Source organism: Halomonas sp. C10-5 (genome assembly GCF_057169305.1).
Window position 1 is genome coordinate 427309 of sequence record NZ_CP175665.1, and the last position, 22173, is coordinate 449481.

Genomic DNA, 22173 nt, shown 5'->3' on the forward strand with positions numbered 1-22173 from the left:
GCCGAGGGAGGTGCGCGAGTGAAGCTGCTGGTATTGGATGCCGGCCACTGCCTGAGTCTGGCCCTGGTCCGGGAGGCCAACCGCCGCTCGGATACCGGACTGACCATCGAGGAGGGCATGGAGCTGGACCCCGCCCGGCTGGCGGAGGTTGCCCCGGATGCCCTGGTGATTCCGCCGCTGTCGCGGCCGATCGTCGCCGCGCCGGCCGAGGTGACGGCCCATGCCGAGGCGGTGGAACGTTGCATGGAGGCGTGTCGCGAGGCGGATATCCCGCTGGTGTGGTGCGTCTCCGACCAGCTCTACGAGGATGGCTTCGCCGAGCCCATCGACGAGCATGTGATCCCGCGCCCGCGGGACGAGAGCCTGCGGCGCCTGGTGGCCACCGGAGACCGCATCCGTGCCGAGCATCCCCATCACCTGATCGTGCGGGTGGGGCCGCTGTTCGCCCTGGAGGGTAGCCACGCCTGGCTCAATGAGCTGATCGACACCCTGATCACCGGCGGCGAGGTGCGCGGCGAGGCCGATGTGACCTGCTGTCCCACCTCGGCGGATGCGGTGGCCCTGGCGCTGATCGGCATGCTCCAGCAGCAGCAGTATGGCGCCGGTGCCTGGGGCAGTTACCACCTGGCCGGTACCGAGCCGGTGAGCGTCTATACCTTCGTCTCGGTGGTGCGCACCCAGCTGGCCACTCGCCTGGAGGGACGCGGTGACCATCGCGAGCTGGGCCCGCTACGCGCGCTGCACCATCATCACGACCATCCTCTGCGCCGCGTGCTCAACTGCCGGCGGGTGCTGGAGGTCTTCGGCGTGCACCAGAAGCCCTGGCGTCTGGAACTCGGCAACATGCTCGACGCCTGGTGCCGGGCCAATACGCCGGCGTGTGGCGAGGAGGAGGGCGCGTCATGAACGTGCTGCGCAGCCTGATCTTCTACCTGGGCTACTTCATCGCCATGCTGGTGTGCGGCGTACTCTTCCTGCCGCCGGCGCCCTTCCTGCCGCTGGGCTCCCGCTATCGCCTGCTCAACCTCTACAACCACTTCATCATCAGCTGGTTCCGGCTGGTGGTCGGCGTGCGCTATGACTTCCACGGGCGAGAGCGCCTGCCTGCCGGGCCCTGCGTGATACTGGCCAACCACCAGTCGGAGTGGGAGACCGTCTACCTGCAGCTGCTGCACCCGCCGGTGTGCACGGTGCTCAAGAAGGAGCTGCTGAACCTGCCGATCTTCGGCTGGGGCCTGCGGCTGCTGCACCCCATCGCCCTGGACCGCTCGCGTCCCTCCCGGGCCATCAAGCAGGTGCTCACCCAGGGCAAGCAGCGCCTGGAGGAGGGGTTGTCGGTGCTGATCTTCCCCGAGGGCACCCGGGTCACTCCGGGCAGCCGCAAGCGCTACAACAAGAGCGGTGCGGTGATCGCCTGTCGTGCCGGGGTGCCGGTGGTGCCGGTGGCCCACAACGCCGGCGAGCGCTGGCCGGGCCGCCATTGGGTGAAGAATCCGGGACGCTTGACGCTGGTGGTGGGCGAGCCCATCGAGACCGCAGGGCGAACGCCGGAGGAGGTGCTGGCCGAGACCGAGGCGTGGATCGAGGCGACCCTGGCGGAGATCTCCGAGGTGCCGCGGCCGGTGCGTAACGAGGCAAGAGAGCCGGCCTGAGTTCATCAGTGCACCGCGGTGGTTCGTACCCGAGACGGTAGGCCCACCAACGCAAGAGGCGCCCCGATGGGGCGCCTCTTGCTTTGCGGGTCACGCTGAACCGAGGATCAGTCCCGGAACTTCTCCAGCACCAGGCAGGCGTTGGTGCCGCCGAAGCCGAAGCTGTTGGAGAGCACGCGCTCGACCTTCACCCCGTCGCGACGCTGGGTCACGATATCGAAGCCGTCGGCCTGCTCGTCGAGGGTCTCGATATTGGCCGAGGCGGCGATGAAGTCGTTCTCCATCATCAGCAGCGAGTAGATCGCCTCCTGCACGCCGGTGGCGCCCAGGGAGTGGCCGGTCAATGACTTGGTGGAGCTCATCGCCGGGGTCGAGTCGCCGAACACCTCGCGGATCGCCTTGAGCTCGGCCACATCGCCCACCGGCGTCGAGGTGCCGTGGGTGTTGATGTAGTCGATCTTGCCGTCCACCGTGGCCATGGCCTGGCGCATGCAGCGCATCGCGCCCTCGCCCGAGGGGGCGACCATGTCGTGGCCATCGGAGGTGGCGCCGTAGCCGGTCACCTCGGCGTAGATCTTCGCGCCGCGAGCCCGGGCGTGCTCCAGCTCCTCGAGCACCAGCATCCCGCCACCGCCGGCGATGACGAAGCCATCGCGGGCCTGGTCATAGGGGCGCGAGGCCTTGTCCGGGGTGTCGTTGTAGTGGGTGGAGAGGGCACCCATGGCGTCGAACAGGCAGGAGAGGGTCCAGTGCTCCTCCTCGCCGCCGCCGGCGAAGACCACATCCTGCTTGCCCATCTGGATCTGCTCCACGGCGTTGCCGATGCAGTGTGCCGAGGTGGCGCAGGCGGAGGAGATGGAGTAGTTCACGCCCTTGATCTTGAACGGCGTGGCCAGGCAGGCGGAGACGGTACTGCCCATGGTGCGGGTGACCCGGTAGGGCCCCACCCGGCGCAGCCCCTTCTCGCGCAGCACATCGGCGGCCTCCACCTGATTGGCGCTGGAGGCGCCACCGGAGCCGGCGATCAGGCCGGTGCGCTCGTTGGAGACCTGTTCCGGGGCCAGGCCCGAGTCCTCGATGGCCTGGGCCATGCTGACATAGGCGTAGGCCGCGGCGTCGCCCATGAAGCGGCGCAGCTTGCGGTCGACCAGGGCGTCGAGGTCGATATCGACCACGCCGGCCACCTGGCTACGGAAGCCTCGCTCGGCGTACTCCTCCTTGAAGCGAATGCCGGAGCGCCCTTCCCTGAGCGCCTCTAGAACCTGCTGTCGGTCGTTGCCCAGGCAGGAGACGATGCCCAGGCCGGTGACTACCACTCGTCGCATGGAAGCCTCCTGGTCAGAAGTTCGCGGTGGAGGTGAACAGGCCGACCCGCAGGTCGTTGGCCTGGTAGATGTCGCGGCCGTCGACGGAGACGGTGCCGTCGGCCATGCCGAGTATCAGGCGCCGGGTGATGATGCGCTTGATATTGATACGGTAGGTGACCTTGGAGGCATCGGGCAGGATCTGGCCGGTGAACTTCACCTCGCCACAGCCCAGGGCACGCCCCCGGCCGGGATGGCCGAGCCAGCCCAGGTAGAAGCCCACCAGCTGCCACATGGCATCCAGGCCCAGGCAGCCAGGCATTACCGGGTCGCCGGGGAAGTGGCAGTCGAAGAACCACAGGTCGGGATGGATATCGAGCTCGGCGATCAGCTCCCCCTTGCCGTGCTCGCCGCCATCCTCGGTGATGGAGGTGATGCGGTCGAGCATCAGCATATTGGGAGCCGGCAGCTGGGCGTTGCCGGGGCCGAACAGCTCGCCTCGCGAGCAGGCCAGCAGTTCATCGCGTTCGAAGGAGTGTTGCTTGGTCACTGAGAGTCATTCCGAGAGTCGAATGTTGTTAGGGGCCTAGTCTACTGTCCGTGCAGGGGGAATGCACGCCAGCTGGAGTGTCCAGGCGCCCACGATACCTCGATGACCTCAGTGTGGGGAGGCGAGATGACCGCCGAGTCGCCTGCATAGCCACAGGCAGAGGCCGGCCCAGACCAGCGCCTGGGCGGGCAGCAGCCAGGGGGCGAGGGTCACTCCGGCGAGTTCGGCGCCGGCGTAGTAGGAGAGCGGGCCGCCGATGGCGCCACCCACGACGGCGAGCCGCGGTCGGGACCACAGCCAGGCCAGGGAGTGATGCAGCAGGGTAGCGAACAGTGGCCACAGCAGCCACAGCCAGGCTGGCAGCAGGCCGAGGATGAGGGGCGTCTCGGTGAAGGCGAAGCCGCCGGCCAGCGCCAGGCCGCCGTCCACCGCCAGGCCGAGCAGGGCGAAGCCGGCGAGCCAGCGCCACTCCCCCGGGCGTGCCACCCAGCGCAGGTGGGCGGCGAGGAGCGCGCCGGCCACCATCGCGCCCACCAGGCTGCCGCCCAGCACGCAGGCCGTCCAGCCCGCCTCGAAGGCGATCAGGTTGGCCACCAGGCGGACCTTGCCGGGGCGTCGGGCCACGGCCTCAGGCATCGGCCGTGGCCAGGACGCCGGTGAGCGGGGCCGGACGAGCGCCGGGCTTGGCCAGCAGCAGGTGACAGGTGCCGATGGTGCGCTCCAGGAAGCCCCCCTCGCAGTAGCAGAGGTAGTAGCGCCACATGCGGATGAAGCGCTCGTCGTAGCCGAGGTTGCGCACCGTCTCCAGGCTGGCCTCGAAGCGCTGGCGCCACTCGTGCAGGGTGCGCGCATAGTGCGGGCCGATCTCGTCCAGGGCCAGCACATTGAGCGAGGTGCGCCGCGTCAGGCCGGAGAGGATGGCGTGGTGGGAGGGCAGGAAGCCGCCGGGGAAGATGTGGCGCTTGATGAAGTCCATCTCGCGCTTGGCGGCCTCGAAGCGCTGGTCGCGGATGGTGATCGCCTGCAGCATCGCCAGGCCGTCGTCGGTGAGCAGGCGGTCCAGGGTGGCCAGGTAGGTCTCCAGGTACTGATGGCCCACCGCCTCGATCATCTCCACCGAGATCAGCCGATCGAAGCGCCCCTCGAGCTCGCGATAGTCCTGCTTGAGCAGGGTGATACGCTCGCCGAGCCCCTCCTCCTCGATGCGCCGGGCGGTATGCGCGTACTGCTCCTCGGAGATGGTGGTGGTGGTGACCCGGCAGCCGCGGGTCTTCGCCGCGTGGATGGCGAGCCCGCCCCAGCCGGTGCCGATCTCCAGCAGGTGGTGCTCGGGACGCACGTCGAGCCGCTCGAGCATGATGTCCAGCTTGAAGGTGGAGGCCTCTTCCAGACTCGCCCCGGGGTAGGGGAAGACGGCGCTGGAGTACATGCGGTGGTCACGGTCGAGGAAGGTCGCGAACAGCTCGTTGCCGATGTCGTAGTGGGCCGCGATGTTGCGCCGCGAGCCCGAGAGGCTGTTGCGCTGCAGGCGATAGAGGCCGGCCAGCAACCAGCGGCCCAGCCGCGCCGGACCATTCTCCATCTCGCCGTTGACCCGCTCCAGATTGGCGGCGAACAGCCGCACCAGGGCGACCAGGTCGTCGGCATCCCAGTCGCCATCCATGTAGGCCTCCGCTGCCCCCACGGTGCCGCCCAGCGCCAGGCGCTTCCACACCCGACTGTCGCGCACCACCAGGGTGACGGCGAGCGGCCCGCCCTGGCCCAGGCGGTGGCGGTGATGCCCCTCGATCAGGGTGACCTGACCGCCCTCCAGGCGGTCAAGCTGGGCCAGCAGTCGCGGGCGCAGCCAGCGGGTCAGGCGGTCGGCGCCGTCCGCGAGGGGACGGGTGGCGGTGGCGGAGCGCAGCGTGTTCACGTCGGTCTCTCCTGCTAACGGTCGGCATCGGGGCCGGGATGGTCATGGATCGGCACGCGCTTGGCCCACAGGCGCAGCGCCTCGAGGTGGATGCCGGCGAGGGTCTTGAGGCTCATCCACGGCTGGCGCGCCAGGGTGAAGAGCAGCACGCGGCGGGTCGCCGGGCGGGCGGTCAGGGTCAGGGTGGCGTCGAAGTGGCATTCGCCCTCGCGCCAGTTCTCCATGTGCATCAGTAGCCGCTCGTCAGGGGTGCTGAAGCGCCAGCGGTAGGTCATGTCCATGGGGTTGAAGGGGGAGACGTGCATCGCCTTGGCGAACTCGGCCCCGTGGGAGTGGCGGGCCGGGTCCACCGCGCAGGCATAACGGGTACGCTCTCCCCAGGGAGTGTTGCTTACCTCACCCAACACCGCGCGCAGCGCGCCCGCGGCGTCGAAGGCGTAGTAGAGCGAGATGGGATTGAAGCCCAGGCCCAGGGTGCGCAGCTGGGTGAGCACACAGATACGGCCATCCGGTGCGCTGCCCAGCTGGCGCTCCAGCTCCTCGCGCACCACCTGCTTCAATGGCCGGTCGTGGGGAGCCAGGTAGTCCTCGCGACGGAAGCGCGCCAGTGCGGGGCGCCGGGCGCTGAAGCCGGGCACTCCGTCGAACAGTTCGGGCAGCTCGTCGAGGTCGAGCCAGGCCATCCATACCCCGTAGCTGAAGGCGTGCTCGCGCGGCAGGAAGCGGCGATGGCGCAGTTCGCCGCGGTAGATGCGTGAGCGGGGCGTGTCGATCATGCGTGCACCGCCTCCCTTTCCACCGGGCTCAGCAACTCCGCGACGCCCTCGGGCCCCGCCTCGTCACCACCCAGGGCATGGGCCACGCGCAGGGCACTCCACACGCCGTCCTCGTGGAAGCCGTTGCGCCAGTAGGCACCGCAGTAGTGGGTGCGAAAGGCGGCGCCGGAGATCTCGGCGTGGCGCGCCTTGGCCGCCTCGCCGGCCAGGGTGAACTGGGGGTGGGCGTAGGTGAAGCGGCCCAGCACCTTCTCCGGCGCGATGGCGGCGCTGTCATTGAGCGTGACGCAGAAGGTGTGGGGCGCCTCCAGGCGCTGCAGGATATTCATGTCGTAGGTGACCGAGACCCTGGCCGCCGCGTCGCGGCCGTCGAGGCGGTAGTTCCAGCTCGCCCAGGCGCGGCGGCGGCGCGGCAGCAGCCGGGTGTCGGTATGCAGCACCACCTCGTTGTCCTGGTAGGGCAGGGCGCCGAGGATCTCGTGCTCGGCGGGGTTCGGGTCCTCCAGCAGCGCCAGCGCCTGGTCGGCGTGGCAGGCCATCACCACCTCGTCGAAGTGCTCGACTCCCAGATCGCTGCGCAGCGCCACGCCGTCAGCCAGCCGGCGGATGCCCCGCACCGGTGTCGACAGGCGGATGCGGCTCGCATAGGGCGCGGTGAGCAGTGGGATGTAACTGCGCGAGCCGCCGACCAGGGTGTGCCACTGGGGCCTGTCGTTGACTGAGAGCAGGCCGTGGTGACGGAAGAAACGCACGAAGAACTGCAACGGGAAGTCGCGCAGGTCGCTCAGGCTCGCCGACCAGATCGCCGCTCCCATGGGCAGCAGGTAGCGGCGCTGGAAGGCCTCGCCGAAGGCGTTGCCCTCGAGCCATTCGCCCAGTGTCATGGCAGGGTTGAGCGTGCCCTCGTCCATGGCCCGTATCGCCTCGCGATTGAAGCGCAGGATCTCGCGCAGCAGGCCGTAGAAGCTGGGGCGCAGCAGGTTGCGCCGCTGGGCGAACAGGCTGGCCAGGGTGTGGCCGTTGTACTCGAAGTCTCGGCTCGTCTCGTGCACCGAGAAGCTCATCTCGGTGGGCTGGGTGAGCACCCCGAGGCGCTGCATCAGCCGCTGGAAGTGCGGATAGGTCCAGTCGTTGAAGACGATGAAGCCGGTATCGATGGCGTAGTGGCGACCCTCGAGCTCCACATCCACGGTGGCGGTATGGCCGCCCAGGCGCGCCTCGGCCTCGAACAGCGTCACCTCATGGCGACCCGACAGGTACCAGGCGGCGGCCATGCCGGCGATGCCGCTGCCGACCACGGCGATGCGCCGCCTGTCCATGGGATGGGGGGAGCGAGCATTCATGGGCGGGTCTCCGTGGCGGCCTCGGGTCGCGTCATGCGCCGCCCCAGCCGGTAGCGCAGCGAGGCGGGCAGGATGCCCGCCAGCTTGACCAGCAGGGTGAAGCGGCGCGGGAAGTGGATGTCCAGGCGGCGGGCGTCGAGCCCTTTGATGATCGCCTCGGCGGCCGCGTCGACCTCCACGCGCATGGGCATCGGGAAGTCATTGCGGTCGGTGAGCGGGGTACGCACGAAGCCGGGATGGATCACGCTGACGCCGATGCCTTCACCGGCGAGGTCGAGGCGCAGCGACTCCAGGAAGTGGCTCAGCGCCGCCTTGGAGGCACCGTAGGCCTCGGCCCGGGGCAGCGGCAGGTAGGCGGCGGCGCTGGAGGTGGCGGCGAGCAGCGGCTGTCCGCCCTCGGCGCGGGCGCGGCGCAGCAGCGGCAGGGCGGCGTCGATGCAGTAGACGGCGCCATGGAAGTTGGCGGCGAAGACCCGCTCCACCAGGTCCACGTCGAAGTCGCCCGCCTCCAGGTACTCGCAGGTACCGGCGTTGAGGATCACCCGGTCGAGTCCGCCGAAGGCCGCCTCGAGGCGTCCGCCGGCGTCGCGCACCGCGGCACGGTCGGTGACATCCAGAGGCAGCGCCAGGGCGTTGGCATGGTCGGCGGCCAGTGCGTCGAGGGCCGCCGCATTGCGTCCGCTGAGTGCCACACGGTGGCCGCGGGCCAGCAGGTGTTCGGCCAGGGCGCGGCCGATGCCTGAGGTGGCACCGGTGAGCCAGATGCGCTGTGGGTCGGACATGGAGCCTCCGGGGTGGTGGTCGTTGCCGTGCCCGGGGCCGCTGCCCTCAGGCGTCGAGCCGGCGCTTGATCAGTCGAATGGCGCCGCCCAGCAGCGGCAGCCGTTCATACAGCAGGTCGCCGGCATCGAAGTAGTCGCGATGGCGGGCGACCCTACCGCTGCCGTCTTCCGCGAAGGTGAGGTGGGAGCACCCCTCGACCGTGTACTCCTTGCCGCCCGCGAGCCGCGGGTGGGTCAGGTGCATCGTCCAGGTGGCGAAGGCCTCCCGACCGTTGCACTGCCGCTCGTGGAAGGCGAAGCGGCAAGCTGTCACGTTGCTGTACAAGGCGGAGAAGTACCGCTCAAGTGCCTCCGAGCCCTCTATCCGGTGCAGCGGGTCCTGAAAGACGACGTCATGAGTATAGAACTCGTGAAGTTTATTTGTACAGCTTTTGTCGAGCTTATTGAAGAAGGCGCAGAAGGCCTCCAGCTGGGGGTCGATGGGCATGGTGGGTCTCCGGGGCTCTGTCGCGCTTCTCAGTCGCTCTTCAGGGCCTTGAAGGCGTCCAGTGCGCGGGCGCGGGCCGCCTTGTGGTCGACGATGGGCGCCGGATAGCCGGTGCCACCGAGCAGGTCCCGGGGCGGGTCATGGCGCGCCTTCGCCGGCAGCGCGGTGAGCTCCGGCAGCCACTCGGCGAGGAAGGTGCCGTCGGGGTCGAAGCGGCGCGACTGGGTGGTGGGGTTGAAGATGCGGAAGTAGGGGGCGGCGTCGGTGCCGGTGGAAGCGGCCCACTGCCAGCCGCCGTTGTTGGCGCAGAACTCGCCGTCCACCAGGTGGCGCAGGAAGAAGGCCTCGCCGCGGCGCCAGTCGATCAGCAGGTGCTTCGAGAGGAACATGGCGGTGATCATGCGCAGGCGATTGTGCATCCAGCCGGTGGCAACGAGCTGACGCATGGCGGCATCGACGATGGGATAACCTGTGCGCCCCTCGCACCAGGCGGCGAAGCCCGCCTCGTCGTCGCGCCAGGCCAGCGCCTCGGTATGGCGCTGGAAGGGGCGGTGGCGGCAGACCCGCGGGAAGCCTACCGCCACATGGCGATAGAACTCGCGCCACACCAGCTCATTGACCCAGGCGACGAGTCCCTCGTCGCCCTCGGCCAGGGTGCCATCGTTCTCGGCCAGCACCGCCTGCAGGCACTGGCGATGGGAGATCATGCCCAGCGCCAGGTAGGGAGAGAGTTCGCTGGTGCCGCGAATGGCCGGGAAGTCGCGTTGGCGGGCATAGTGACGGCCGCGGAAGCGCAGGAAGCGCTCCAGGCGATCCGCGGCGGGCTCCTCGCCGGCGGGCCACTGGCGGCCGTCGATGGGGGAGTCCGCAAGCTCGGGCAGTGCCGGCAGCGGGTCGCTCTCGATGCCGGTGTGGGCCTGGGGAGCGGGGGTGTCGCTAAGCGCCAGACGCTCGACGCTGAGCTGGCGGTGCCAGGCCCTGGCGAAGGGGGTGAAGACCCCGTAGTAGTCGCCCTTGCCGGTGAGCAGTTCCCCCGGCGCAAAGGCCACGGCGTCATGGTGGCCATGGGCCTCGAGTCCCGCCGCCTGGAAGGCCTCGATCACCGCGGCGTCCCTGGCGAGTTCGTCCACCGGATACTCGCGGTTGAAGTGCAGCCCGCTGGCGCCGGTCTCCCGGGCGATGGCCAGCAGCGTCTCCGGTGCCTCGGCGAAGTCGTCGATATCGCGATGCAGCAGCGGGATGTTGAGCCCTTCCAGCCCCGCCTTGAGCGCCGCCACCCCGCGGGCACGGAATTCGAGCTGGTTGGCGCCGTGGCCGTGGCGCTGCCAGTGGGGCAGGGCGCGCAGATGCACCGCCACCACCGGCCCGCGGCGGGCCGCGGCGGCCAGGGCGCGGTTGTCCTGCAGGCGCAGGTCGCTGCGAAACCACATCAGGGTCGGGGTCATGGTCGCTCCGTCGTCGGCCTTGTCAGGCAATGGGCAGCAGGGTCTGCAGCCGGGCGATCGCCTCGCCGAGGTCATCACCCAGCACCGCCACGCCGCTGTCGTCGAGCTCGGCCTGGCGGATGCGTGCCACCGGGCCGCACAGCCCGAGGGGTACCGCCAGCTGTTCTGACAGGCGCGGCAGCTGGCGGCGGATCAGGTCGGTGCGCCCGGCGTGGCTGCCGGCCAGCAGCACGCCGCTGGCGCCCAGGCGCTCCACCGCCAGGGGCAGTTCGCCCAATGGCGGCGCAACGTCGAGCAGCTGCACGCGCAGGCCGCGATCGCCGGCCACCAGGGCGGCCAGCAGCAGCCACAGGGTGCCGGGGTCGTCGGGCAGCGGCATGGCCAGCAGGGTCGGCCCCGTGGCCCGGCCATTGCCGTGATAGAGGCGCATGCCGATGCGCGTGCGCAGGAAGGACTCCAGGGTGCGGCGCTGCAGCTCGTCGCCCAGGCGCTCGCCCCAGCGCTCCTCCAGGTCGCGCAGCGCCGGCGCCCACAGCTCGACCACGCAGGTGGTCACCGGGTAGAGCGCCAGCGACTCGGCGTAGAGGGTGTCGAGTCGCGCCAGGTCCAGCGCTTCCACGGCGCCGACCAGGCGGCTGCGCTGTGCGGGCCAGTCGCCGGGGTCGGGGGGCGGCGATTCGGCCTCGGCGATATCGGGACGATCGAGCAGCTCGCGCACCTGGCTCACCGGCACGCCGCGGTTGAGCCACTGCAGGATCTGCTCCACCCGTTCGATGTCCTCGCGGGCGTAGAGGCGGTGTCCCTTGGGGGTGCGGCGCGGCTTGATCAGCCCGTAGCGGCGTTCCCAGGCTCGCAGGGTCACGGAATTGACGCCGGTGAGGCGCGACACCTCGCGAATCGGGTAGAGCGGGGTCTCGCCGCCGTGCTGGGTCGGCTCAGTCATGGCGCAGGATGTCCTTTGCGACGTGATGCATCAGGGGTGGGGAAAGGGGATCGGCTTGCCTCGGCGGCCAGCAGCTCGCCCAGGTGGTGGCCGGAGAGCCAGGCGTCCTCGATGCGGGGTCCGCGCCAACCATCCCCGCACAGCGCCAGGCCGTTGCCGGAGAGGCGGTAGTCGAGGTTGACCGCCTGGCCGCTGGCGAACACATCGGGCTGGGCGTAGCGCCAGCGGTGGGCGCCCATGGCGCTGGGCTCGGGCAGGGTGGCAGCGCCGGGCAGGCCGCGCTGGAAGGCGTCGAGCAGTGCCTCGGCGATGGTCTCGGGGCCATCCTCCAGGCGGGCCTCGCTCCATTCGAGGTTGGCCAGCAGCGTCAGGCTCTCGCCCTGGCCGCCACGCCCGGGCTTGAGGTGGTTGCGGACCACGAAGCGCAGTGCCGGCTCGTTCATGCGTACCGCCTGCCAGTCCGGGTCGACGCCTGAGAGCGCGGGCAGCGGGGCATCGAACAGCGCCCAGGCGGCCCAGCAGGGGCGCTGGATCACCGCCGCGCAGGCCTCGGCCAGGGCTGTATCGTGGGGTTCCAACAGCGCCTCGGCCTGGGGGCTCGGGGCGCTGATAACCACCCGGGCGAAGGGGCCGTGGCGCTCGCCCCTGGCGTCCACCAGCCGCCATGCTTGGGCGTCATGCTCGAGGCGCTCGATGCGGGTCTCGGCGTGAAGCTCGAGCCCCTCCGCCAGGTGGCGGGTGAGCGCACTCATGCGCGGGGTACCGCACAGCCGCAGCAGGTCGTCACGATGGCGCTGCCAGCCCTCCTCCTCGGCGGACCACAGCGAGGTGGGCCATTCGGCCAGGCAGCCCGCCTCGCGCCACGCCTCGACCGCCTCGGCGAAGGTGGCGTCGCGCACGCTGAGGAACTGGGCACCGAGGTCCAGGCTGGCCGCGGGCAGCCGGCGGCTCGACATGCGCCCCCCCGGCCCGCGGGCCTTGTCGAACAGGGTCACCGGGCGGCCGGCGGCCTCCAGCGCGCGGGCGCAGGCCAGGCCGGCGATGCCGGCGCCGATGATGGCGGTATTGCTCCGGGGCTGAGTCATGGCACCCTCACAGGATGGTTTTCCGCTAGACTAGCAGAAGTGTACAACAGCTGTATAACTCATCACGGATACGAGGAGACCCAGATGCGCGTGCTGATCACCGGAGGAAGCGGTTTCGTGGGCCAGCGCCTGTGCCAGCGGCTGGTAGAGGCGGGGCACCGGGTGCAGGTGGTCTCGCGGGATCCCGCCGCGGCGCGCCGTCGGCTCCCCGAGGAGGTGGATGTGCGGCGCTCGGCGCTGGACTTTGTCGACACTCCGCCCGAGGCCCTGGTCAACCTGGCCGGCGAGTCCATCGCCGCCAAGCGCTGGAGCGATGATCAGAAGGAGAAACTGCTCGACTCACGGCTGAATGCCACCCGCGAGCTGGTGGGTCTCTGCGAGCAGCTCCAGCAGACCGGCGCGCGGGTGCCGCGGGCCCTGGTCTCCGCTTCGGCCATGGGCTACTACGGTGACCAGAGTGATCGCGAGGTGACCGAGGAGACGCCGCCCCACGACGAGTTTGCCCACCGCCTCTGCCGGCGTTGGGAGGAGGCTGCCCGGGAGACCGAAGCCTTCGGTCTACGGGTCGTCCGGCTGCGCATCGGCCTGGTACTCGACCAGGGCGGCGGCAGCCTTCAGAAGATGCTGCCGCCCTTCAAGCTGGGGCTGGGTGGGCGCCTCGGCAGCGGCAAGCAGTTCATGCCCTGGGTGCACCGGGAAGACCTGGTGCGCGCCATCCTCTTTTTGCTCGAGCGTGATGACCTGGAGGGGCCCTTCAACGGCAGCGCACCACACCCGGTCACCAACGCCGAATTCACCCGCATTCTGGCGAAGCAGCTGGGGCGACCGGCGCTCTTCCCGGTGCCGGCCATCGTCCTGGAGACCGCCTTCGGCGAGATGGCGCGGCTGCTGCTTACCGGCGCCGACATGCGTCCCAAGCGGCTCCAGGAGGCCGGCTTCCGCTTCGAGTACGAGACCCTGGAAGCCGCCCTGGCCGATATCCTGGCTTAGCGGCTCTCTTCCCCTACAGTCACGATGACCCGTACGGCGTCCAGGCGCAGGCGGGTGCCCTCGATGGCCTCGTCAAGAGCGGCGCGCTCGGCGCGCAGTGCCTCGAGCTCGTCGTCGCGCACCGCCGGGTTGCGCCGCGCCAGGGCAGTGAGGCGCGAAAGCTCGCCATCGAGCTCCTCGCGCATGCGCCCCTGGGCCGCCTCGACGATGGAGGGCAGCTCGCGTTCCGCCTCGCCCTCGCCGCGGTCGAGAAGCTCGCGCAGCATCTCCAGGCGGCTGCGGATCAGGTCCCGGGCCATGGCCTTCTTCACTTTCTGCAGGTTCTTCGAGAGCCCGGTGAAGGAGATCTTGTCGGTCAGGTTGGCACCGGACTCGTCGAGCAGCACGCGCACCGCGGTGGGTGGCAGGAAGCGGTTGAGGTGCAGCTTCCTGGGCGCCGGGCAGTGTGTGCGGTAGATCAGCTCCACCATGACCCGCCCGGGCGGCAGCGACGGATGCCGGAGCAGCGCGAGTGCCGTGTTGCCCATGCTGCCGTCGAGGATGCGGCCCATTATCTCGCGCACCATCGGATGCTCCCAGGAGAGCCGCTGGACGTCGTCCCGGGCCAGCGCCCGGGAGCGCGAGAAGGTGGCCGAGAAGCCCTCTTCCCCCTTGGCCAGTCCCGGCAGGCCATCGAGCATCTGCGGCCCGGCCACCAGGTGCTGGATGCCGCCGCCCAGCTCCTGGCTGTCGACGCCGAAGATATCCAGCGCCAGGTCCAGATAGCGGGGCAGGGCACGGTCCTCGTCCAGTTCGCCGATCGCCGCGGCTACCGCCTCGGCACGCTCGTGCCGGCAGGCGTTGAGCTCCAGCAGGCGGTTGCGGCCGGCCTCGCGCTCGGCGAGGCGGCTCTCGAACAGTGCCCGGGTCTCCGTGATCACCTCCTCGAGGGCCTCGTCGTCGAGCAGGGCGTCAGCCAGGGCATCACCGAAGGCATCGAAGATCTCGCTGCCGATGCCGTGGGGCGCGCTGAAGGCGTCCATGCCGTCGCGGAACCAGTGCAGCAGCTTCGCGCCGGGGCTGGCCGTGAACACCGGCACGTGGATCTCGATGGCGTGGCGCTGGCCGATACGGTCGAGGCGACCGATGCGCTGCTCCAGCTGGTCGGGATGCAACGGCAGGTCGAACATCACCAGGTGGCGGCAGAACTGGAAGTTGCGCCCCTCGGAGCCGATCTCCGAGCACACCAGCACCTGGCAGCCCTCCTCCTCGTCGGCGAAGGCGACAGCGGCGCGGTCGCGCTCCACCAGCGAGAGCCCCTCGTGGAACACCGGGGCATGGTAGCCCCCCAGTACGCGCAGCGCCTCGGCCAGCCCCTCGGCGGTCTCGCGGTTATGGGCGATCACCAGCACCTTGTCACCGGCCAGGCCCCCTTCGGCGTCATCGGCCAGCCGCTCGAGCAGCCAGCTGACCCGCGGGTCGATCTGCCACCAGGGCTCCCCGTTCAACGGGTCGTCGGACAGGGCGCGGTACATGGCGTCCAGGTAGATCAGCACCTCGGGGTGGTCCAGCCCGGTCTCGATCAGCAGGTCGTCGAGGTACTCCTCGTCGTGGCCCAGCTTGCGCAATACCCGGCGATAGGCGGCGGGGGGCGCAAGCTCGGTGACGTGCAGGCGCCGCTCGGGGAAGCCGCCCACGTGGCGCCGACTGTTGCGGAACATCACCCGGCCGGTGCCGTGGCGGTCGAGCAGCTGGTCGCGCAGCTGGTGGCGGGCGGCATCGCGCTGGGCCGCGTCGGCCTCGGGGTTGGCCAGGGTGGCGAGCAGCGCCAGGCTGTCGGGCTCGTCGATCACCGCGGCGATGCGTTCGCGGTCGGCGTCGGTACCGGGCAGGCGCTCCAGGGCGTCGATCGCCTCGGCCACCTCCACATAGTGGGACTCCTCCTCGCGGAAGGCAGCCAGGCTGTGGTAGCGGTCGGGGTCGAGCAGGCGCAGGCGGGCGAAGTGGCTCTCCAGGCCCATCTGCTCCGGGGTCGCGGTGAGCAGCAGCAGGCCCTCGCTCTCGGCGGCCAGGCGCTCCACACAGGCGTAGCCGGGGCCGACCTGCTCCTCGCTCCAGTCCAGGTGGTGGGCCTCGTCGACGATCAGCAGGTCCCAGGCGCAGGCCTCTGCCTGGGCCTGGCGATGAGGGTTGGCGAACAGCCAGTCCTGGCTGGCCAGCACCAGCTGGCCGGCCTCGAAGGGGTTGGCATCGCCGTGGGCCTGGCTCTGCTGCTCGTCGAGCAGGGTCACCTCGAGGGCGAAGCGGCGCAGCAGCTCCACCAGCCACTGGTGGGTCAGGCTCGCCGGCACCAGGATCAGCGCCCGCTCGGTGCGGCCGGTGAGCAGCAGGCGGTGCAGGATCAACCCTGCCTCGATGGTCTTGCCCAGACCCACCTCGTCGGCCAGCAGCACCCGCGGGGCGTGGCGTCGGGAGACCTCGTCGGCGATATACAGCTGGTGGGGGATCAGGTCGATGCGCGGGCCGGCCAGGCCCAGCGCCGGGTTCTGCTCCACGCGGTGATAGTGGTGCAGGGTGCGGAAGCGCAGGTCGAACCAGTCGTTGCGGTTGACCTGGCCGGTGAGCAGGCGGTCGCGGGCCTGGTCGAACTGCATGCTGTCGGCCAGGCGTGCCTCGGGAAGTTCACGCAGCTCGCCCTGGTCATCCTCGCCGATGTAGACGATCAGGCCGCCGACCTCCTTGGTGTCATCGACGGTCAGCGTCCAGCCCTCGGCGGCGCGGATGCGATCGCCGCTGCCGAAGGCCACGCGGGTCAGCGGTGCCTGGCGGCTGCTGTAGGTGCGGGTTTCCTGGCTGGCGCCAAACAGCACGGTGACGCTGCGGGCGTCGCAGCTGAGGATGGTGCCAAGGCCCAGTTCGGCCTCGCCGTCGCTGATCCAGCGCTGGCCGGGGGAGAAGTCGCTCATGATGCCTCGAGGATGCTGTAACAGGGTGCGCTCACGGCCGCTGGAAAGGGGCGGCTCGGGGACAGGGCGCGGTATCTTACAGCAAAGCCCGTCGCGGCTTAAGCGTGGGACTACCTCGCAGGGCTATCCGCAGCTCAAGGCTTTCCCGGCGACAGGTCTGCGAGGGGGCGCTGTGAACCCCTCCTTGGGCGCTACCGATGCCATCCCTGGCATAGGGCCCCCTCTTCGACCTGTCCCCGGCGCCTTTCGCTATTGCCGGATGATTAGCCGTGATAGCCCTGCTACTTCTCCCGGCCCAGCCAGCTATCCAGCTGGGCGCGGGTGAGTTCGCCGACATGGCGCTCCACGGCGCGGCCTCCAGCATCGAACAGCACCGTGGTGGGGAGCCCCGGTGATTTGCTGAGCACCATCAGCTCCTGGTGCGGATCGAGCAGGGCGTAGTGGAAGTCGAGTTCCTGGTCGTCCAGGTAGCGCACCACCTGCAGCAGCGACTCGCCCTGGTTGGCCACTACCACGGTGACGTCCTCCCGGGCATCGGCCTCGGCCAGCAGCGGCATCTCGCGCAGGCAGGGCGGACACCAGGTGGCCCACAGGTTGAGCACCACCCGTTCGCCCTCGAGCTCACGCAGGTTGACCGTGTTGCCGTCGAGGTCCTCCAGGGCGATGTCGGGCAGTTGCTTGAGCGCCATGCCGCCGCCGAAGGGTGCCAGGGTGACGGTGGCCAGCCACAGTGCCGAGACCACCACCAGCATGGCCATGGCCCCCACCAGCCGGCCGAGGTGCTCGCGCAGCGCCCAGCCGGTCCAGATCAGCCCGGCCATCAGTCCCCACAGCCCGTGATAGCCCGGCTGCCACAGCTTGAGGGCGTCCAGCGGGGCGGCGGCATAGGCGTCCAGGTGCAGGGCCACATGGCCGACCCTGGCGCCGATCAGCCAGGCCAGCAGCAGGCCATTGAACCAGCGGGCGTGGATGCGCCGCGGTAGGCCGAGCAGCCAGGCGCTGGCACCCAGCAGCAGCAGGGCGGCGGCGAAGGCGTAGAGGCGCGGCAGCGAGAGCAGGACGGGGCCGAGGGCGATGGCATCCATGGGGCGTGACTCCTTGAGGGCAGGGTCGGCGAGCGAGTGACGAGCGGTTACACTGTGGCGCAGCCGATCCCGGACTTCGCCAAGCCTACTGCCGGCGGACGGGACTGTCATCCGAAGCATCCGTTACCGGGAGCCGCCATGGCCAAGTCCGCCTTCGACACCCTGCGTGCCCTGGCCATTGCCAGCCAGGCGCTGGGCTTCATCCTGATTATCACCCTGGAGACCGTGATGGGCGACGCCGCGCGTCCCTGGCAGGGCTGGACCCTGACCGCCATGGTGGTGGCGGCGTTGTGGATCGCTCTGGTGCGGCTGTATCGGCGTAACCGGGCACGCAAGGCGCGGCTCCGGGGCCTCGGTGATGACGACTGAGTCGCAGCAGGAGTCCCGGCTGTCGAGGCTCAAGGTGCCGCTCGGCCTGCTGCTGGGGCCTCTGCTGGCGGGGCTGCTGCTGATGCTGGGTGCCCCGGAGGGGCTGTCCGAGCCGGCCTGGCGGGTGGTGGCGCTGACCGCCTGGATGGCCGTGTGGTGGGTGCTCGAGCCGGTGCCCATCGCGGTGACGGCGCTGCTGCCGCTGGTGCTGCTGCCGCTGCTCGAGGTGGCGCCCATCGAGGACGTCGCCGCCCCCTACGCCAACCCGCTGATATTTCTCTTCCTGGGTGGTTTCCTGCTGGCCGAGGCGATCCAGCGCTGGGGGCTGCATCGGCGCATCGCCATGCTGGTGTTGCGCGTGGCGGGGCGCCGCCCCGATCACCTGGTGGCCGGCTTCATGGCCGCCACCGCCGCGTTGAGCATGTGGGTGAGCAACACCGCCACCGCGGCGCTGATGGTGCCCATCGGCCTCTCGGTGCTGGAGATGCTCAAGCAGCGCGGTGGCGAGGGTGGCAGCCATCATATGGCGTTGACGCTGCTGCTGGGGATCGCCCTGGGCGCCAATATCGGCGGCATGGGGACCCTGATCGGCACTCCGCCCAATGCCCTGCTGGCCGGCTTCATGGCCGACAGCTACGGCATCCAGATCGGCTTCGCCCAGTGGATGGCGGTGGCGCTGCCTCCCGCGCTGCTGCTGCTGGCGCTGGCCTGGTGGCTGCTCACCCGCTGGATCTACCCGGTGGGGCGCAGCGAGCTGCCCGGGGTCGCCGCCATGCTCGAGGAGCAGGCCCGCGACCTGGGGCGGATGACCCGGCCGGAGCGGCGCGTGGCGGCCATCTTCGCCCTGGTCGCCCTGGCCTGGGTGTTTCGCCCGCTGCTCGAGGCCTGGCTGGAGGTGCCGCTCAGTGACGCCGGCATCGCGGTCACCGCCGCCGTGCTGCTGTTCGTGGTGCCGGCACGCTGGCGCCAGCGTCAGTTCCTGATGGACTGGGATGCCGCGGCCAACCTGCCGTGGGGCGTGCTGATCATGGTGGGCGGCGGGCTGAGCCTGGGGACCGCCATCGAGTCCAGCGGCCTGGCCGCGGCAGTCGCCGAGGGCCTGGCCGTGTTCGGAAGCTGGCCGACCTGGGGGCTGGTGGCCATGGTGGCGCTGGTGGTGATGGCGATGAGCCATATGACCAGCAACACCGCGACGGCCGCCGCCATCCTGCCGCTCACCGCCTCGCTGACGGTCAGCCTAGGCCACAGCCCGCTGCTGCTCTCGGTGCCGGTGGCCATGGCGGCGAGCTGCGCCTTCATGCTGCCGGTGGCCACCCCGCCCAATGCCGTGGTCTTCGCCAGTGGCCAGCTCAGCGTGGCGGAGATGGTGCGCGCCGGGGCACTGGTCAGCCTGGCGGCGCTGGTGGTGATCGTGGCGGTGGTGTTTGCCCTGGCGATGCCGCTGCTCGGCTTCGGCTGGGCGGCGTGACCCAGGCCCCTGGTTTGACGCAGGACAAGGCGAAGCGGCGCTCGGGCACTATGCTGAAGAGAGAGGGGGAGTCACCGCCCCCGGTTCTTTCCGCCACTGCAGGAGACTTCTCATGTTCAAGACCATTCTGGTGCCCCTCGACGGTTCCGAGCACGCCATCAAGGCGCTGAATGTCGCCGCCTCCCTGGCGCGTGGCGGGACGGCGAAGCTGCACCTGATGACCGTGGCGGAGTTTCCGCCGGACAATATCGGGCTGTTCACCGGTGGCACCGCCGAGCCGTTCTCCGAGGCGGAGCGTGAGAAGCTGGCCGCGGGCATGAAGGAGGAAGCCCACAAGGTGATCGAGCAGGCGCGTGACGCGGTCGACCTGAGCGGACTGGAGGTGGAGGAGAGCGTGCGCCAGGGGCGCCCGGCCGAGTTGATCAACGAGGAGGCCGAGAAGGTCACCGCCGATGTCATCGTGATGGGCAGCCGCGGTCTCAGCGACGTGCGTGGGATGATGTTCGGCAGCGTCTCCCACAAGGTCAGCCACACCGCCAGCTGTAGCGTGATCACAGTTACCTGAGCGTTGCCGAGGTCTCGGCACCTTGGGCTACGTCGATGCTGGTTTGTGGGGCGCTTCGCCCAGGGTGTGGGGCACCGAGTGCCTTGGCACGGTTACGATATCCTTATGCGATGAGCCTCATAAATACGGGGAGCGCTATAGCGCTCCCCGTCAAGGTGTTGATGCCTGACTCAGGCAACCAGGATGAAGTCGCTGGCACTCAGATCTGCGGCGGCTACGCCCTCGAGAATTGCGATCGGGGCGTCCTCATCGTCGCCAACGGCGATGTGGGCATCACCATCCACGTCAGTGATCGTGAGGTCTCCAAAGCCGATCGCACCGAAGCCCGATAGCTCCAGCATGTCGGTGCCGACTTGGTAGTCCGTGACCGTGTCCGTGCCCCTGAAGTGCGCATCGTTCTCGAACACGAAGGTGTCGGCCCCGTCATCGCCAGTCAGGATGTCATTGCCGTTGCCGCCGATCAGCCGGTCGTCGCCGCCCTGGCCGTCGATGATGTCGGCTCGGTCGCCGCCGTCGATCGTGTTGCGCAGGCTGTTGCCGGTCAGCGTATCTCTGCCGGCGGTGCCGTCGAGGTCCTGAAACAGGCCTTCAGTGATAGCATCGGTGAGGTTCGAGCTGTCGCTCGCGAGCTCGACGACCGACCCGCCGATGCTTGGGTCGACCTCGTTAAGCGCATCCAGCAGGGTCTGGTATTGGGGTATCATCCAGGCCGTCACCGCGAAGATCGGGGTCACCCCGTTCGAAGCAAGCGCTTCGGCCACCTGTTCGACCGTGGGGTAGTCCTCAACGCCATTGGGTCCCAAGCCGTCGGCGAGATCGGTATCGTTGTCGTTCAGCCCGCCCTCGCCGAAGTCGCCTGCTAGGTGGTAATAGGCGTCGGTCGACAGGACCACGAAGCGCTCGGAGCCCTCGGTGTAGGTCAGCCCGTTACCGAGGCCGACCTGCTGCAACGCGACCAGTTGCGCCTCTGGCCCGTCGCCGCCGCTGCCGATGGTCAGACCATCGATGGCCGTCATCACATCGGCGTCGGTCGCCGTCAGGTCCTGATTCGCGTTGTAGATGAAGTCGCTGTAACTCCCGTAGGAGGAGAAGGGGTAGTCGATGTAGCTCGTCACGGCGAATTTTACGTCGCCCGAGCCGGTTGGATCGATCGCGGAGTCGAGGGTGGGGAAGAAGTCACCCGGGTCCGAGCCCTTGATATAGTTCAGGTCGTCCCGGAACGAGCCCGACAGATCGAACGCTAGAACGATGTCCAGCGGCACCTCGCCGAGGTCCTTGGTGATCCCCGTGACCTCCTCGATGGTGACGGTGGCAGTGGCCGAGTCGGTGCCGCCATTGCCGTCCGAGACCTCATAGGTGAACGTCACGTCGCCTGTGAAGCTCGTCACCGGCTCGAAGCTGAAGCTGCCGTCCGCATTCACCATCAGCGAGTCGTCGGCGATGCCTGCCCCATCCACGATGGTGAAGTCGGTCACCGTCAGCGTATCGCCGTCACCGTCCGTGTCGTTGGCCAGGACGTTGCCGGTGATGAGGGTGTCCTCATCGAGTGTGAAATCGTCATCGACCGCGTCCGGCGCGCTTGGCGCATATGCTGCTACGCCAGTGAGCTTGAGTGACCCCTCGCGCTCGCCGTCGATCTCGCCGACGCTGGTCAGGCGCACGCCGAAGCGCTGGTCGCTGATGTCGTCCAACGTCAGACCTTCGACGATGAACGTCGTGGTCTGGATGTCGTCGGCAGAGGCGCCCTCGGTGCCGATCTCGACCCCGGCATCGAATCGCTGGTCGTCTTTACCTCGGGTGGCGGCGCCGATCATGTTTGCGCCGTTGCCGAGACCCTCTACTTTATTTGCCTCGAACCGGCTGTCGGTGACATCGTCGCCGCTGGCCACAAGGTCTCCCAGCATGGATTCATCCCTGACGTCCCAGAATAGGCCCCGGATATCCGCCGTATAGCCCTCGCTTTCATCGACAGTCAGCGTGAACCTTAGCTCGGTGTCGCCGTCTCCGTCGAAATCGTCTTCTTCGACGAGAACGTCGATGAAGTCATCGATCGTGAACATTAGTGACCTAGCCATGACTACTCCCCCCCCCTGCTGGGTTGTGCCTATGGAATGGCTTGGGCGGGGTGTTAGAATCGTTGATATTCTTATTCCCCTTAGCCTTGACACGAAAATATATTCGTGATTCAGCTCAGGTTAACTGTAGCACCGGATTCGACCTCATCAAGGCAGCTTGGCTGTCTTTGTCGTTGTTTTTAGCGCCGTGACGGGGGCTCCAACGTTTCGCCTCTTATTGGGCCTCGATGGAGTGCGCAAGATCGTGTGGGAAAGTCTGGCGCGCAACCAAGGGGGGGCGGCGCCGGCGTCCCGACTCGGCGAGCAGGGCGCTCGCCGCCCAGATGACAAGCTTGATGACTGCAATGCGGCCGGGTGTGCGGTTTGAGTGTTTTGGCGCGAAGGCAGGCTTTCT

Annotated in this window: 20 protein-coding genes; 6 read left to right on the top strand and 14 right to left on the bottom strand. The window is 69.1% G+C overall.

Annotated features, from left to right (window positions below; all coding sequences use genetic code 11):
• Positions 1-18 precede the first annotated feature (18 nt).
• Positions 19-906: a sugar nucleotide-binding protein gene (locus tag ACJ7IV_RS02035; RefSeq protein WP_483865545.1), complete on the top strand. Its 888-nt coding sequence runs from the start codon at positions 19-21 to the stop codon at positions 904-906.
• Positions 903-1652 (top strand): lysophospholipid acyltransferase family protein, encoded by a 750-nt coding sequence (locus tag ACJ7IV_RS02040; protein WP_483865546.1) that lies wholly within the window; start codon positions 903-905, stop codon positions 1650-1652. The genes ACJ7IV_RS02035 and ACJ7IV_RS02040 overlap by 4 nt, the downstream gene beginning before the upstream one ends.
• 107 nt (positions 1653-1759) lie before the next feature.
• Here ACJ7IV_RS02040 and fabB read toward each other — a convergent pair whose 3' ends face one another.
• From fabB to ACJ7IV_RS02095, 11 genes are all read right to left on the bottom strand, one after another.
• Positions 1760-2977 carry a beta-ketoacyl-ACP synthase I gene (gene fabB, locus ACJ7IV_RS02045; protein ID WP_213311992.1) on the bottom strand — a complete coding sequence of 406 codons (1218 nt, stop codon included), beginning with the start codon at positions 2975-2977 and terminating at the stop codon, positions 1760-1762.
• A gap of 13 nt (positions 2978-2990) precedes the next feature.
• Positions 2991-3506: a 3-hydroxyacyl-[acyl-carrier-protein] dehydratase FabA gene (gene fabA, locus ACJ7IV_RS02050; RefSeq protein ID WP_483865547.1), complete on the bottom strand. Its 516-nt coding sequence runs from the start codon at positions 3504-3506 to the stop codon at positions 2991-2993.
• Between the two features lie 108 nt (positions 3507-3614).
• Positions 3615-4142 carry a DUF2878 domain-containing protein gene (locus ACJ7IV_RS02055; RefSeq protein WP_483865548.1) on the bottom strand — a complete coding sequence of 176 codons (528 nt, stop codon included), beginning with the start codon at positions 4140-4142 and terminating at the stop codon, positions 3615-3617.
• A complete protein-coding gene (locus ACJ7IV_RS02060) occupies positions 4135-5421 on the bottom strand; it encodes a class I SAM-dependent methyltransferase (RefSeq protein WP_483865549.1) in 1287 nt (428 codons plus the stop codon). The genes ACJ7IV_RS02055 and ACJ7IV_RS02060 overlap by 8 nt, the downstream gene beginning before the upstream one ends.
• 14 nt (positions 5422-5435) lie before the next feature.
• Positions 5436-6197 (bottom strand): DUF1365 domain-containing protein, encoded by a 762-nt coding sequence (locus ACJ7IV_RS02065; protein ID WP_483865550.1) that lies wholly within the window; start codon positions 6195-6197, stop codon positions 5436-5438.
• Positions 6194-7540, bottom strand: coding sequence for an NAD(P)/FAD-dependent oxidoreductase (locus tag ACJ7IV_RS02070; protein WP_483865551.1), 1347 nt, complete (start codon positions 7538-7540; stop codon positions 6194-6196). Before ACJ7IV_RS02070 ends, ACJ7IV_RS02065 begins: the two co-directional genes overlap by 4 nt.
• On the bottom strand, positions 7537-8322 hold the full coding sequence (locus tag ACJ7IV_RS02075) for an SDR family NAD(P)-dependent oxidoreductase (RefSeq protein ID WP_483865552.1): 786 nt from the start codon (positions 8320-8322) through the stop codon (positions 7537-7539). The genes ACJ7IV_RS02070 and ACJ7IV_RS02075 overlap by 4 nt, the downstream gene beginning before the upstream one ends.
• Positions 8323-8368: 46 nt before the next feature.
• Complete coding sequence (locus ACJ7IV_RS02080) at positions 8369-8809, bottom strand: nuclear transport factor 2 family protein (RefSeq protein ID WP_483865553.1); 441 nt, start codon at positions 8807-8809, stop codon at positions 8369-8371.
• Positions 8810-8838: 29 nt separating this feature from the next.
• Positions 8839-10254 (bottom strand): deoxyribodipyrimidine photo-lyase, encoded by a 1416-nt coding sequence (phrB, locus tag ACJ7IV_RS02085; RefSeq protein ID WP_483865554.1) that lies wholly within the window; start codon positions 10252-10254, stop codon positions 8839-8841.
• A 22-nt stretch (positions 10255-10276) separates the two neighbouring features.
• Positions 10277-11197, bottom strand: coding sequence for a MerR family transcriptional regulator (locus ACJ7IV_RS02090; protein ID WP_483865555.1), 921 nt, complete (start codon positions 11195-11197; stop codon positions 10277-10279).
• Entirely contained in the window at positions 11194-12282 is a 1089-nt protein-coding gene (locus tag ACJ7IV_RS02095) for an NAD(P)/FAD-dependent oxidoreductase (RefSeq protein ID WP_483865556.1), read from the bottom strand. The genes ACJ7IV_RS02090 and ACJ7IV_RS02095 overlap by 4 nt, the downstream gene beginning before the upstream one ends.
• 84 nt (positions 12283-12366) lie before the next feature.
• Here ACJ7IV_RS02095 and ACJ7IV_RS02100 point away from each other — a divergent pair, with 84 nt between their 5' ends.
• Complete coding sequence (locus tag ACJ7IV_RS02100) at positions 12367-13272, top strand: TIGR01777 family oxidoreductase (RefSeq protein ID WP_483865557.1); 906 nt, start codon at positions 12367-12369, stop codon at positions 13270-13272.
• Here ACJ7IV_RS02100 and rapA read toward each other — a convergent pair.
• Both rapA and ACJ7IV_RS02110 read right to left on the bottom strand, forming a co-directional pair.
• Positions 13269-16217, bottom strand: a complete 2949-nt coding sequence (gene rapA, locus ACJ7IV_RS02105; protein ID WP_483865558.1) for an RNA polymerase-associated protein RapA — start codon at positions 16215-16217, stop codon at positions 13269-13271. The genes ACJ7IV_RS02100 and rapA overlap by 4 nt on opposite strands.
• A 281-nt stretch (positions 16218-16498) precedes the next feature.
• Entirely contained in the window at positions 16499-17302 is an 804-nt protein-coding gene (locus ACJ7IV_RS02110) for a TlpA family protein disulfide reductase (protein WP_483865559.1), read from the bottom strand.
• Between the two features lie 138 nt (positions 17303-17440).
• On the opposite strand from ACJ7IV_RS02110, the gene ACJ7IV_RS02115 reads away from it, so the two are divergent.
• The 3 genes from ACJ7IV_RS02115 (at position 17441) to ACJ7IV_RS02125 (ending at position 19704) form a co-directional block, all read left to right on the top strand.
• Positions 17441-17671 carry a hypothetical protein gene (locus ACJ7IV_RS02115; RefSeq protein WP_483865560.1) on the top strand — a complete coding sequence of 77 codons (231 nt, stop codon included), beginning with the start codon at positions 17441-17443 and terminating at the stop codon, positions 17669-17671.
• The gene (locus ACJ7IV_RS02120; protein ID WP_483865561.1) at positions 17661-19139 is read left to right on the top strand and encodes an SLC13 family permease; all 1479 of its coding nucleotides are present in this window, start codon (positions 17661-17663) and stop codon (positions 19137-19139) included. The genes ACJ7IV_RS02115 and ACJ7IV_RS02120 overlap by 11 nt, the downstream gene beginning before the upstream one ends.
• Before the next feature lie 112 nt (positions 19140-19251).
• Positions 19252-19704, top strand: a complete 453-nt coding sequence (locus ACJ7IV_RS02125; RefSeq protein WP_232912640.1) for a universal stress protein — start codon at positions 19252-19254, stop codon at positions 19702-19704.
• A 170-nt stretch (positions 19705-19874) separates the two neighbouring features.
• On the opposite strand, the gene ACJ7IV_RS02130 is transcribed toward ACJ7IV_RS02125, so the two are convergent.
• Positions 19875-21764: an Ig-like domain-containing protein gene (locus ACJ7IV_RS02130; protein WP_483865562.1), complete on the bottom strand. Its 1890-nt coding sequence runs from the start codon at positions 21762-21764 to the stop codon at positions 19875-19877.
• Positions 21765-22173 lie beyond the last annotated feature (409 nt).